The organism is Ancylobacter sp. WKF20, assembly GCF_029760895.1.
Taxonomy (GTDB): Bacteria; Pseudomonadota; Alphaproteobacteria; order Rhizobiales; family Xanthobacteraceae; genus Ancylobacter.
The window spans coordinates 361,540-373,908 of the sequence record NZ_CP121679.1; the positions used below are offsets into that span (position 1 = coordinate 361,540).

General features: G+C 67.4%; 11 protein-coding genes. 8 read left to right on the top strand and 3 right to left on the bottom strand.

The window, feature by feature from the left end:
- Positions 1-65 precede the first annotated feature (65 nt).
- A complete protein-coding gene (locus AncyloWKF20_RS01670; RefSeq protein WP_279316243.1) occupies positions 66-581 on the bottom strand; it encodes an SRPBCC domain-containing protein in 516 nt (171 codons plus the stop codon).
- Between the two features lie 101 nt (positions 582-682).
- Here AncyloWKF20_RS01670 and AncyloWKF20_RS01675 point away from each other — a divergent pair, with 101 nt between their 5' ends.
- The 5 genes from AncyloWKF20_RS01675 (at position 683) to AncyloWKF20_RS01695 (ending at position 6,144) form a co-directional block, all read left to right on the top strand.
- A complete protein-coding gene (locus AncyloWKF20_RS01675; RefSeq protein ID WP_279316244.1) occupies positions 683-1,603 on the top strand; it encodes a LysR family transcriptional regulator in 921 nt (306 codons plus the stop codon).
- Positions 1,604-1,730: 127 nt separating this feature from the next.
- Positions 1,731-2,753 (top strand): AraC family transcriptional regulator, encoded by a 1,023-nt coding sequence (locus AncyloWKF20_RS01680; RefSeq protein WP_279316245.1) that lies wholly within the window; start codon positions 1,731-1,733, stop codon positions 2,751-2,753.
- A 99-nt stretch (positions 2,754-2,852) separates the two neighbouring features.
- A complete protein-coding gene (locus AncyloWKF20_RS01685; protein ID WP_279317850.1) occupies positions 2,853-3,839 on the top strand; it encodes a formylglycine-generating enzyme family protein in 987 nt (328 codons plus the stop codon).
- Positions 3,836-5,311 (top strand): arylsulfatase, encoded by a 1,476-nt coding sequence (locus AncyloWKF20_RS01690; protein WP_279316246.1) that lies wholly within the window; start codon positions 3,836-3,838, stop codon positions 5,309-5,311. The genes AncyloWKF20_RS01685 and AncyloWKF20_RS01690 overlap by 4 nt, the downstream gene beginning before the upstream one ends.
- Entirely contained in the window at positions 5,311-6,144 is an 834-nt protein-coding gene (locus AncyloWKF20_RS01695) for a hypothetical protein (protein ID WP_279316247.1), read from the top strand. The genes AncyloWKF20_RS01690 and AncyloWKF20_RS01695 overlap by 1 nt, the downstream gene beginning before the upstream one ends.
- A gap of 106 nt (positions 6,145-6,250) precedes the next feature.
- On the opposite strand, the gene alsS is transcribed toward AncyloWKF20_RS01695, so the two are convergent.
- Both alsS and budA read right to left on the bottom strand, forming a co-directional pair.
- Positions 6,251-7,924 carry an acetolactate synthase AlsS gene (alsS, locus tag AncyloWKF20_RS01700; protein ID WP_279316248.1) on the bottom strand — a complete coding sequence of 558 codons (1,674 nt, stop codon included), beginning with the start codon at positions 7,922-7,924 and terminating at the stop codon, positions 6,251-6,253.
- Between the two features lie 22 nt (positions 7,925-7,946).
- Positions 7,947-8,777: an acetolactate decarboxylase gene (gene budA, locus AncyloWKF20_RS01705; protein WP_279316249.1), complete on the bottom strand. Its 831-nt coding sequence runs from the start codon at positions 8,775-8,777 to the stop codon at positions 7,947-7,949.
- Between the two features lie 389 nt (positions 8,778-9,166).
- Here budA and AncyloWKF20_RS01710 point away from each other — a divergent pair, with 389 nt between their 5' ends.
- Genes AncyloWKF20_RS01710 through AncyloWKF20_RS01720 form a run of 3 tightly spaced genes read left to right on the top strand, consistent with a single transcriptional unit; the run spans position 9,167 to position 12,338 of the window.
- Entirely contained in the window at positions 9,167-9,835 is a 669-nt protein-coding gene (locus AncyloWKF20_RS01710; protein ID WP_279316250.1) for an FCD domain-containing protein, read from the top strand.
- A gap of 20 nt (positions 9,836-9,855) precedes the next feature.
- Positions 9,856-11,292, top strand: a complete 1,437-nt coding sequence (locus tag AncyloWKF20_RS01715; protein ID WP_279316251.1) for an MmgE/PrpD family protein — start codon at positions 9,856-9,858, stop codon at positions 11,290-11,292.
- Positions 11,293-11,351: 59 nt separating this feature from the next.
- Entirely contained in the window at positions 11,352-12,338 is a 987-nt protein-coding gene (locus tag AncyloWKF20_RS01720; RefSeq protein WP_279316252.1) for a tripartite tricarboxylate transporter substrate binding protein, read from the top strand.
- Positions 12,339-12,369: the final 31 nt, after the last annotated feature.

The window sequence follows — 12,369 nt, forward strand, 5'->3', positions numbered from 1 at the left end:
CCCGGATGGACCGCTTTACGGCGGCACGTCCGGGCGATTTGTTTGGGGCAGGGAAGTCTCTGCGCTCAGCGCTTGCCCTTGCGCTGGAGGGCGGCAGCGGCAAGTCCCTCCAGCCAATCCTGATGGCCATTGATCATCGGGTTGGGCTTGGCGCGGGCGAGGTCCACGGCCGGCTTACCCTTCTGCGTTTCCTGCGTGAGAATGCGCACGCGGCCGCCGGGCAGATCCTCGATGAGCCAGGCGTGATGCACGTCCAGCCTCGTATCGCCTGCGCCAGCCCAGCCATGCCAGGCGACACGGCCGGGCTGCCCGTCTTGCGGCGGGGCGAACTCGACCACCTCGGCCTCGACCGGGAAGCCGAAGGTCTCGAAATAGAACCGCGCGCCGTCCGCCAGCTCGGGGCCCTTGCCGTCATGAAAGCGAATATTGGCGGAGTTGGCATAGTAGCTCGGCCAGAGCGGCGCGGTGGCCAGCAGAGGCCAGACGTCGGCGGCGCCGAGGCCGGCCACGATCACTTCATTGGAGGCGAAATTATCGGTGAAGCCGGGCAGGTAATCATGCGGCCAGGCGATCTCGTGCATGTTGTGTCTCCTGCGGGGTGCGTCCGCTCCCTTTCCTGTGCGTGCCTATGCGGGAGATTGAGATATAATGCCAATCGCGTGCAGCGATTTGGATCATTAACTTGGCTGATATCAGAGAACTTGACCTGAACCTGCTGCGCGCGCTCGATGCGCTGCTGGACGAGCGCAGCGTGACGCGCGCGTCCGAGCGTCTCGGCCTCACCCAGCCGGCGGTGAGCGGAATGCTGACGCGGCTGCGCGCCAGTTTCGGTGATCCGCTGTTCGTCCGCACACGGCGCGGTATCGTCCCGACGGCGCGTGCCGGCGAACTGGCGCCGGCGGTGAAGCAGATCCTCGCCGATATTGCCGGGCTGATGGAGCTTCCGCTTTTCGATCCGGCGACCGCGAGCCTGACGGTCTCCATCGCCGCCACCGACTATGCGCTTGACGCGGTGATCGTGCCGTTCATCGCAAGGCTGCGCCGGACGGCGCCAAACATCCGGGTGGCGGTCCGCCCACTGGACGAGGCGCGCATCATTGACGAGTTCGAGCGGGGGGATATCGACCTGGCCCTCATGACGCCCGAGGCCGCGCCGCCCGAGCTTCATTTCCGCGCGCTCTTCGACGAGCATTATGTCGGCGTGCTGCGGGAGGGGCACCCCGATGCACCGGGCCCCGCGCTCGGTCTCGCGCGGTTCTGTGCGCTCGACCACGTGCTGGTGTCGTTCGCCGGGGACCGGTTTCGCGGCGTGGTCGATACCGCGCTTGCCGCGCAGCGGCTTGAACGGCGCGTTGTGGTGACGCTGTCCAGCTTTCTCGCTCTTCTGCAGCTGGTGCGGAGCACAGACCTCATCGCGACCGTGCCGAGCCGGCTGGTCGCCGGCGTGCCCGGCCTTGCGACATTCCCGCCGCCCCTTGCCATTCCCGGCTTTACCAAGCTGGCCGTCTGGCACGCGCGCACCCATCGCAGCCCTGCCCATCGCTGGGTGAGGGCGCAACTGGCGGAGGCCGTGGTCGGGCCAACACCGGATGGATCCATCTGAAAAGGGCGGAGCGGCCGATGAGGGTGGCGCGGCCCACGCCAGAAGCGCAACAATGCGCGTGGCCTGACGAATGATATGGCGTTAGAAATCACCATCATTGTCTTTGCCGGGCGGGACGTCATCGCCGATGTGGGATCGACATCCCGTCAATCTCTCGCTGGTCCATATGCTGCCGGACGTCGCCGATCGTCAGGGCGTGGCGCTGGCGCCGCTGCTCGGCCGGGCGGGCATCGGCGGGGAGCTCGAACCGGGCCGCCATGTCGCGCGGGCGCAGATCGCCACCCTGCTGGAAGATTTCTCGCGGCGGGCTGGCGCGCCCGGTATCGGGCTTGACCTCGCGGCCGGCGCGGACCCGCTGCGCCTGGGCCCCAGCGGGCAAGCCCTGCTCGGAGGGCGGACGCTGCGCGAATGCCTTCACGCCCATACGCGCCACATGCCCTCCTTGCAGGGCGGGGTCCATATCGCCATCCGCGAGACCGGCGGACGGGCGTGCTGGCAGCACGCCTTCGCGGACAGCGATGCCGGCCACGCCGGGGTGCTCAATGAGGGCGTTGCCGGCTTCGTGGTTGCCGCGCTGCGGGCGGTCGCGGGGGAGGCGGGTGGCGACCTTCACGTTGAGCTGCCGCACCGGGCGCGCATGCCGGTCCGCGATTATGAGGACAAGCTCGCTGCTGGCGTCTCGTTCGGCAATGGCGTCGGAATCACCGTGAGCTTCGACGCGGCCTGGCTCGACCGTCCCAACGCCTTGTTCGGCACCCTGCCGCCGCCGCCGGAGGAGGGGGGAACGCCACCCCTCGTGTGGAGTCCTCGCGACGACCGCGCGCTGGTCGAGACGCTCGACCTCATCATCGCCGCCGCAGCGATGGCGGGGCACTTGTCGCTTCTCGACACGGCGCGGTGCCTTGGCCTGTCGCCGCGCAGCCTCCAGCGCCAGTTGGCGCGGCTCGGGACGACGTTCGAGGCGCAGGTGGAGGCGTGGCGGCATCGGCAGGCCCGGCGCTACCTCGCCGACCGGACGCTCCCGGTCATGTCGATTGGCCGGATGCTCGGCTATCGCGACCCGGCCCATTTCGTCCGCGCCTTTCGTCGCTGGGAGGGCGCCTCGCCCGTGAGATGGCGCGAGGCAATGCTGGCGCGAAATGGCAATTGAGTAGCGCTTCGCCCTTTGGCTATGGCTCGTCCCGATCGACACAGACGTGCGCCGCCCCGACGGTCAGCCGCTTAGACAGGCGTGGAAGTGACACTGGTGATGGGCGCAAAGGGTGCGGAAGCTCTTCAGGCTGATCCCGGCGCCCACGCCGTAGATGGCATGATGTGGATCGCGGGTGGCCGCTTCCTCATGGGGTCCGACCGCCACTATCCCGAGGAAGGCCCGGCTCATCCGGTCACGGTGGACGGCTTCTTCATTGATCGCACTCCCGTCACCAACTGGGACTTCTCCCATTTCGTCGCCGCCACCGGCTACGTCACCCTGGCCGAGCGCCGGCCACGGCCGGAGGATTATCCCGGGGCCGATCCCCGCCTGCTGGTTCCCGGGGCGCTGGTCTTTGTCTCGCCGGTGGACGAGGGCGACGCGCGGGACTGGACGCGGTGGTGGCGCTTCACCCCCGGCGCCGACTGGCGCCATCCGCAGGGCCCCGGCAGTTCCATCGCGGGACGGATGGACCATCCCGTGGTGCAGGTCGCCCATGCCGACGCGCTCGCCTATGCGCAGTGGAGCGGCAAGGAACTTCCCAGCGAGGCCGAGTGGGAATTCGCCGCCCGCGGCGGGCTTGATGGCGCCGACTATGCCTGGGGCGACGAGCTCGCGCCCGGCGGCGTGCACCGTGCCAACACCTGGCAGGGCCGTTTTCCGATGGAGAATCTCGCCGAGGACGGCCATGCCGGCACCTCGCCCGTCACCGCCTATCCGCCGAATGGTTTCGGCCTGTTCGACATGATCGGCAATGCCTGGGAGTGGACCGACGACTGGTACCGCCCGCGTCACCGCGAACCGGGCGGCAAGCCCTGCTGCATCCCCCGCAACCCGCGCGGGGGGAGTGCGCTGGAGAGCCTCGATCCACTCGCGCCCGATGCCCCGCGCAAGGTGCTGAAAGGCGGCTCGCATCTGTGCGCGCCCAGCTATTGCCGCCGCTACCGCCCGGCGGCCCGCCAACCCCAGACCCCGGACACCGCCTCGGTGCATATCGGCTTCCGCTGTGTCCGCCGGGTCGCGCCCGCCATGAGGACATCATGACCGACACGCCCCCTGCCTTCGCCCCGGCCGCGACCGCGCCCAACCGGCGCGACGTTCTCGCCGGCGGCGCCGGCTTTCTCGCGGCCATCGCCGGCCTGTCGCTGCTGGCACGGGACGCGCGGGCGGCGGACGCCCCGCGCCCGCATATTCTCTACATCATGGCCGACGATCTCGGTTTCGCCGATGTCGGCTTTCACGGCTCGGACATTCGCACCCCCAACCTCGACCGGCTGGCGGCGGGGGGCGCGCGGTTCGGCCAGTTCTACACCCAGCCCATGTGCACGCCGACCCGGGCCGCGCTGATGACCGGGCGCTACCCGCTGCGCTACGGGTTGCAGACCGGTGTCATCCCCTCCGGTGCCGATTACGGGCTGGCGACTGACGAATTCCTGCTGCCGCAGGCGCTGAAGCAGGCCGGCTACCGTACGGCGCTGGTGGGCAAATGGCATCTCGGCCATGCGGACCGCAAATACTGGCCCCGCCAGCGCGGCTTCGACAGCTTCTATGGGCCGCTGGTTGGCGAGATCGACCATTTCAAGCACGAGGCGCACGGCGTCACCGATTGGTACCGTGACAATGAGCTGCTCAAGGAAGACGGCTACGACACCGAGCTGTTCGGCGCTGAGGCGGTGCGGCTGATCGGCGGGCATGACCCGGCGGTCCCGCTGTTCCTCTACCTCGCCTTCACCGCGCCGCACACGCCCTATCAGGCGCCGCAGCGCTATCTCGACATGTACGCCTCCATCGCGGACCCGGCCCGACGCGCCTATGCCGCCATGATCACCGCCATGGACGACCAGATCGGCCGGGTGATCGCGGCGCTGGAGGCACGCGGCATGCGCGCGAACACGCTCACTGTGTTCCATTCCGACAATGGCGGCACCCGGAACCTGATGTTTGCCGGCGAAGGCGCGGTCGCGGGCGATCTGCCGCCGAACAACACGCCCTATCGCGAAGGCAAGGGCACGCTCTATGAGGGCGGCACGCGGGTGGTCGCGCTGGCCAACTGGCCGGGCCACATCGAAGCGGGCGAGACAACCGGTGTGATGCATGTCGTGGACATGCTGCCGACACTGGCGAGGCTCGCCGGTGCCACCCTCGCCACGACCAAGCCGCTGGATGGCCGGGATGTCTGGCCGGCGCTAGCGCTCGGCCAGTCCGGGCGCGACGCTGTGGTCTACAATGTCGAGCCGACCCAGGGCGCCGTGCGCGAGGGCAAGTGGAAGCTGGTCTGGCACGTCGTGCTGCCGCCCAAGGCCGAGCTGTTCGATCTCGACGCCGACCCCTCCGAGACCACGGACCTCGCGGAACGCCACCCCGACAAGGTGGCCGCGTTGCAGGCCAAGGTCGTGGACCTCGCCCGCAACATGGCACCGCCCCTTTTCTACGCCGCGGCCCTCAAGGCGACCCTGTCGGCCCCCTTGGCGACGCCCGGCGCCGCGCTGTACGAAATGGGGTTGGAGAACGATTGATGCCTTACGCCGCTATGCGCCCCGCCCGACCCGGCCTCCTCGGCGCCGCCCTGCTCGCCGCGCTCGCCGCCAGCCCGGCTTCCGCCGCCGATCTCGATGCGCTGCCGCCGGTAAAGCCCGCGCCGGCCAAGCCGGCGCCAGTTGTCACCGCCGATACGCCGGTCTTCCTCGGCTCGTTCTATCTCTGGGCGAGTGCGCTCAAGGGCACGACCTCGACCCTGCCTCCCTTGCCGCCGACCGACATCGACCTCAGCTTTAACGACGTGCTGAAGGATCTCGACGGCGGGCTGATGGGCGCGGGGGAGATGCGGGTCGGCCGCTGGAGCTTCCTCGCGGACGTGATGTTCACCCAGGTATCGCCCGGCGGCACCATGCCCGGCCCCTATGCGGCTGATGTCGAGGTGCGCTCGCGAAGCCTGACCCTGCAGGGCAATGTGCTCTACCGCCTCTATGACACGCCGCAGCTCTCCGTCGATGCCGGCGCGGGCCTGCGCTTCTGGTATCTCGACAACAAGCTCACCATCGGGCCCGGCCTGCTGCCCTCAGGCATCGAGTACAGCCAGAACACGAGCTGGGTGGACCCGGTGCTGGTCGGCCGCCTGTCGGCACAGCTCGGGGGGCCGTGGAGCGTCACGCTGGTCGGCGACATTGGCGGCTTCGATGTCGGCTCGCAGTTTACGTGGCAGGCCATCGGCACGGTGAACTACCAGTGGAACGAGAACCTCGCTTTGCGCGCGGGCTATAGGGCGCTCTCGGTCGACTATGAGGACGGCAACTTCCTGTACGACGTGCGGATGCAGGGGCCCGTGCTCGGCGCGACCTACCGCTTTTAGGCCGCGACAGGCCACCGGAGCCGGCCCGCAAGGCCGGCCCGATTTTTCATGGCGGCCTCCGCGCGCCACGGACCAACGCGGCGCAAACAGGAGCCGAGGGCGGGCCTCAATGGAAGGCGTTCTCGCGGGCTTGCGCGAAGAGCTTCGCATTGTCGCTGTAGTCGACGTGAACGCCGATGATCACCGGGCCGGGCGTATCGAACGCCTTCTTCAGGACCGGCAGGATGTCGTCCGGCGAGCGGATCATCACGCCCTTGGCCCCGAACGCCTCAGCGTATTTGACGTAATCGATCGGGCCAAACTCGACGCCCGAACCGTGGCCGTATTTCAGCTCCTCCTGAATTTTCACCATGTTGTAGGTGCCGTCGATCCAGACCATGTGCACAAGGTTGGTGCCGAGGCGGACCGCCGTCTCCAGCTCCATCGCCGAAAACAGGAAGCCGCCGTCGCCGGAGACGGACAGCACCTTCTCGCTCGGCCGCACCAGCGAGGCGGCGATCGCCCAGGGGAGCGCGACGCCAAGCGTCTGCTGGCCATTGCTGATGAGGAGCTGGCGCGGGCGGAAGCTGTACATGTAGCGCGCGATCCAGAGGTGGAACGAGCCCATGTCGAGGCAGACGGTCACGTCGTCGCTCAGGAACTGCTGCAGCTCATGCACGAGCCGAAGCGGATGGATGGGCACGCCGCCGCGCCTGGCTGAGCCTTCGGCGAGCAGGCGCCGCTCCGTCTCGATCTTTTGGAGCATCGCCGCCGACAGGGCCGGCGTACCGTGCCGCTGCAATCCTCCTGTCAGCGCCTCCAGCGTCAGCGCGATATTGCCGACAAGTTCGACATGGGGCTGATAGTCGGCGTCGAGCGTCGCGGGGAGCACGTCGATATGAATGATGGCGCGCGTCTTTCCCCGGTTCCATTCCGGCGGCCAGTATTCGACCGGATCATAGCCGACGGTGATGATCAGGTCCGCTGCGTCGAGCAGTTCGTCGCCGGGCTGATTGTCGAGCTGCCCGACGCGCCCGCCGAAATTCTCGAACAGTGACGCGCCGACGGCGCCGGCCGCCTGGAAGGTGCCGACGACGGGAAGGTTGCCCGTGCTGAGGAAGGGCTGCAACGCCGCGGCGGCATCTGGCCGGCTCGCCATCATGCCGAGCAGGACGACCGGATTGGCGGCCTCATTGATCAGCCTGGCCGCCTCCTTGATGGCGAGCGGATCGGCCGGGCCGGGGCCGGAGAAGCGCGGCAGCGCGATCGGGGACTGCGGCGCGGGCGCCTTCATCACGTCCATCGGCAGGTTGACATAGCTCGCACCGGCGCGCCCGCCCTCGGCGGCGCGGAACGCATTGGCCATGACTTCCGCGATCTGATCGGTTGAGCCGACGCTGACCGCGTATTTCGTCACCGGCTGCAGGATCGCGACCGCATCCATGGACTGATGGATGTGCTTGTCCGCATCGGCAACCGCCACCGCGCCGCCAAGGGCGAGTATCGGGTCGCCCTCGCTGTTGGCGGTGGCAAGCCCGGTCACGAGGTTGGAGACGCCGGGGCCGGAAGTCGCGATGCAGACGCCGGCCTTGCCGGTCATGCGACCGATGCCGCCGGCGATGAAGGCCGCATTCTGCTCGTGGCGGCAGACGACCGTCTCGATCTTCGAGGACACCAGAGAATTGAAGACCGCATCGATCTTCGCCCCCGGAATGCCGAAGACATGCGTGACGCCGCGCTCTTCAAGCGCGCGGACGACGAGATCGGCGCCGATCTGGGCCGTTTTGTTTTCGTCGGACATGGTTCCCCCCGCAGACGTGCGTTCAGTGGCCGCGTTCGGCGGCATTGAGCTCGGCAGCGATGTCCTTGCCGATATTGGCCTTCAGATACGCCTCGGTTTCCGGAAGGATCAGGCGATAGTCCGTCAGCGCCTCGATCTGAACGTCGAGCGTCGTGGCCCGCACATCCAGCACATGGCCGCCCTGATCCTTGCCATCGGAAATGAAGTGGAAGTGATAGCCCTCGACGCTGAACTCGCTGGAAAAGGCCGGCGACCAGATGCCCACCAGCGTTCCTACGACATCGTCGTACTCGAACTCGCTCTGCGACTTGGCGGCCTCGGTGAGCGCGACCCCGGGCGCGGGCGGGTTCACCACGCGGGTCTTGATGTGCGCGAACCGGCCGTGCAGACGCAGCGCGTAGAAGATGTTGTCGGAGTCGCGGAAGCTGTCGCAGCGCGCCTCCAGATCACCGAAGCTGCCGACATCGCTGATCGTGCCTGACCTGTCGGGGGTAAAGTGCGTGATCACCGCGAAAGGCGCGCCCGCCTCGCTGGTAGCCTCGGTCACCTTGCCCGAGCCGTGCGCCTGATAGACGCGCCCGTCCAGCACCACCATCTCGCCATCCAGTCCGGCAAAGGTGCCCAGGCCGAAATCGCCATGCTCGAGCAATGTCCCGACCGTAACCTCTTTGTCATAAACACCCGCGACCAGAGCGCCTGATGTTGAGACCTGGAAAACAGTATGGACATTTAAATCAAAATGATCTGCCAGGATGGATAATATCAGATCATCGCTACTGAGGTTATTACGTTCGGCCTCTTCGTCGAGCAGTTTTTGCAGGGATCTCGGTATATTGACGGTCTTGATTGCCATAACCAATCCCTTTTGATTGCTACCGGCAGATAGACGGGCGAGTATTCCTTAACATGGTACGTTAGGTCACTCAACGTCGTATGGTTGCCGAAGCCCCCCTCCTGGGGCGTCTCGTGAGCCGGCAACCGTCGTTTCGCTGGCTCATCCCACCCAGGTCGCCCGGGTCGAACTCCCGCCGCAATCGGCTTCCGCCGAGGACGGGTGGTCGATGAAATCCTCGGGCGCGCGACCCTCATTCAGACCCCCACTTGGAGCGGGCGCTGCCGCGCCTAGGGCCCGCCATGCCGCCATGGCGTCTACTGCCATCCGGACCTAATGTAAATTGTCCTACAATCTACTGTTGACATGATGGGTGCGGGAGGATTGGATCAGCGGCAACGGAGATTCCGATGCCCACGCCCGCGATCGAACTTTTGAAGTCACGCTCCCTGCCGATGCTGATCGAAGAGGAGATCCAGCGCGTCATCCTCAGCGGCGAATACGCGCCGGGCGATCGGATCAACGAGAAGGAGCTGACGCTGCGCTTCGGCACCAGTCGAGGGCCGATCCGTGAGGCGTTGCGGTCGCTTGAGGCGAGCGGGCTGATCGAGCAGATCCCCAATCGCGGCGTGTTCGTGCGCAAGCTCAGCCCGGCGCAGGCGGCGCATATCTACGAGGTGCGCGCCTTCCTGTTCGCCCTGGCCGGCCGGCTGCTGGCGGTCCGCGCGACGGCTGAGGAAATCGCCACGCTGCGCGGCTTCGTCACCGCCATGGACGAGGCGATCGCCGCCGGCGAGACCGAGCGCTATCTGCGCGAGAATTTCGCGCTGCACGAATTCATCGTCGCCCACGCCGCTAATCCGGTGCTGGCGGCGCAGTATCTCTCGCTCATCAAGCAGCTCCAGCTCTATCGCGCCCGCAGCCTGATGATGGGTCGCTCCATGCAGGAGTCCAACCGCGAGCACCACGAGATGGTGGAAGCCATCGCGGCGCACGACCCCGACCGCGCGCAGGCGGCGCACATGGCGCATGTCATGTCCGCCAAGGACCGCCTGCTCGCCAGCTCCAATCTCGCCTAGCTTCTTCAGGAGTGACTTTCATGAGTGCTGCCGAGACCGGCATTACCAGCGCGGCCCTGCGTTTCGTCGAGACGACGACCTATGACGATCTGCCGGCCGAGGCTTTGCGGATCGGCCGGCGCTGCATCGTCGACGCTCTGGGCCTCTATCTCGCCGGCAGCCAGGAGCCTTCCGTGCGCATCCTGATCGAGGACGCGCTGGAACAGGGCGGGCGGGCCGATGCCCCGCTTCCCGCCGCCGGTGGGCAGCGTGTGCCGGCCGCCCTTGCCGCGCGTGTCTGGGGCACGGCGGGCCATGCCCATGACTGGGACGACACGCAGGTCTCGCACGACCCCGCCCATGTCTACGGCCTGCTGACGCACCCGACCGTGCCGCCGCTGACCGCCGCGCTGGTGATTGCCGACATGCTCGGCGAACGCGATGGCCGGGCGATCATGCTGGCCTTCCAGCTTGGCTTCGAGGTGGAGTGCAAGATCTCCGAATGGATGCTGCCGCGCCATTACCGGCGTGGCCACCACACCAGCGGTACGGTCGGCACCTTCGGCGCCTGCGTCGCCGCCGCCAAGCTTCTGGGGCTCACCGGCCCGCGTCTCGCCCATGCGCTCGGCATCGCGGCCAGTCTTGCCGCCGGCATCCGGGTGAATTTCGGCACCATGACCAAGCCGCTGCATGTCGGCCGGGCCAGCGAGAACGGCGTGACCGCCGCGCTGCTCGCCGCGCGCGGCTTCGACGCGGACCCGGCGGCGCTTGACGGCCCCTGGGGCTTCTTCTCGGTGATGGGCGAGGGGTTCGACGCGCAGAAGGCCACGCAGGGCTTCGGCAACCCGCTGACCATCGTCAGCCCCGGCGTGTCGATCAAGCCGTATCCTTCCGGCATCCTCACGCATCAGTCGATGGACGCGATGCTGAAGCTGGTGCTCGACCACGACCTGAAGCCGGAGGCGGTGGAGCGCGTGCGCTTCTTCGCCGGCAAGAACATCATCGAGCCGATCCGCTACCCGATCGCCCGCAACCATCTTCAGGCCAAGTTCTCCATGCCGGCCCTGCTGGCCATGATCGTGCTGCGCCGGCGTGCCAGCCATCACGAGTTCGAGGATGCCTTCGTCGCCGGCCCCGCCATGCAGGACTTGCAGGCCCGCACCGAGGTGATCGGCGACCCCGCCATCGACGCGCAGGGTTACGACCTCATCCGCTCGCGCATCGAGGTCGATACCAAGGACGGGCGCACGCTCGTGCAATGGGCGGATGAGCGCTACCGGGGCGGGCCGCTGAACCCGATCAGCGACGCCGATCTCGACGGCAAGTTCTTCATGTGCGCCGAGGGCGTGCTGGGCGAGGGGGCCCAGAAGGAGGTGCTCGCGCTCGGGCGCGGCCTCGATAGCGGCGCCGACATCGCCCGCCTCATGAACCTGCTCTCGGCCGCGGAGGTCGGGCAACTCCAGGCAGTGGCGGAATAGACGACAAGCCAACCGGCGAGCACCCGAAGAGGTGCCGCCTTTCTGGGAGGAAACGGACAATGCACTTCACCGTGGGCCTGACACGCGCCGCCGGCACGGCGCTTCTGCTGGCTGCCGCCCTCACGGGCGGCCGCCTACTGACCACCCCGGCCTCTGCCGATCCCGCCCCCTATCCGCAGAAGGTGGTGACCCTCGTCACCCATTCGAGCCCGGGCGGCGGATCGGATGTCTTTGTACGCGAGCTGTCGAAATATCTCGGCAAGTACATCAACGCGACCTTCGTGGTCGAGAACGTGCAGGGCGGCAGCGGCGCCAAGGCGGTGGCCCGCGTCGCCGGGGCGCCGGCGGATGGCAGCGTGTTCTACGCGACCACGCCGACCTATGTGTACACCTCGCTGCTCAGCAAGCCGCCCAAGACCTATAAGGACCTGGAGCCGCTCGTGAACATCTTCGCCGACAGCGAAGTCGTCTTCACCCGCGCCGACGGGCCCTACAAGACCCTGCAGGACGTCATCGACAAGGCAAAGAAGGACCGCGGCAAATGGGGCGCGGCCAATCCCGCCTCGCTGGAGCGCCAGGCTGCCGAGCAGCTCAAGCGGGCCGCCGGGGTCAATGCGGCCATCGTCACCCATGAGGGCGGCGGCGACATGATGCTGAACGTGCTGAATGGCACGCTCGACATCGGCGTCGGCGAGTTCCAGGAGCTGCGCTCGCAGATCGACGACGGCAAGATCCGGGTGCTCGCGACCTTCAACCCCGAACGCCTGCCGCAGAAGCCGGACGTGCCGACGGTCAAGGAATCCGGCTTCGACGTCCAGCTCGTGAAGTTCCGCGGCCTTGCCGGCCCCAAGGGGCTCCCGGATGAGGTGACCAAGGTGTGGGATGAGGCGATCCAGAAGGTGCTTCAGGATCCCGAGTACAAGAAGCAGTACACCGAGGAGGTCCTCGTGGCGCAGTTCATCCCGCACAAGGACTACCCGGCGTTCGTCGACAACTTCGCCACGACCACCGAAGCCTTCCTGAAGGAAACGGGCGCGATCAAGTAGCCCCGCCGCATCGGCCGGCCGGCGTGCGAAC

What these genes read in the sequence shown, in the direction of transcription:
- AncyloWKF20_RS01670 (WP_279316243.1), bottom strand. Translation starts at nt 581, where the DNA reads ATGCACGAGATCGCCTGGCCGCATGATTACCTGCCCGGCTTCACCGAT.
- AncyloWKF20_RS01680 (WP_279316245.1), top strand. Translation starts at nt 1,731, where the DNA reads ATGTGGGATCGACATCCCGTCAATCTCTCGCTGGTCCATATGCTGCCG.
- AncyloWKF20_RS01685 (WP_279317850.1), top strand. Translation starts at nt 2,853, where the DNA reads ATGGGCGCAAAGGGTGCGGAAGCTCTTCAGGCTGATCCCGGCGCCCAC.
- AncyloWKF20_RS01690 (WP_279316246.1), top strand. Translation starts at nt 3,836, where the DNA reads ATGACCGACACGCCCCCTGCCTTCGCCCCGGCCGCGACCGCGCCCAAC.
- AncyloWKF20_RS01695 (WP_279316247.1), top strand. Translation starts at nt 5,311, where the DNA reads ATGCCTTACGCCGCTATGCGCCCCGCCCGACCCGGCCTCCTCGGCGCC.
- alsS (WP_279316248.1), bottom strand. Translation starts at nt 7,924, where the DNA reads ATGTCCGACGAAAACAAAACGGCCCAGATCGGCGCCGATCTCGTCGTC.
- budA (WP_279316249.1), bottom strand. Translation starts at nt 8,777, where the DNA reads ATGGCAATCAAGACCGTCAATATACCGAGATCCCTGCAAAAACTGCTC.
- AncyloWKF20_RS01710 (WP_279316250.1), top strand. Translation starts at nt 9,167, where the DNA reads ATGCCCACGCCCGCGATCGAACTTTTGAAGTCACGCTCCCTGCCGATG.
- AncyloWKF20_RS01715 (WP_279316251.1), top strand. Translation starts at nt 9,856, where the DNA reads ATGAGTGCTGCCGAGACCGGCATTACCAGCGCGGCCCTGCGTTTCGTC.
- AncyloWKF20_RS01720 (WP_279316252.1), top strand. Translation starts at nt 11,352, where the DNA reads ATGCACTTCACCGTGGGCCTGACACGCGCCGCCGGCACGGCGCTTCTG.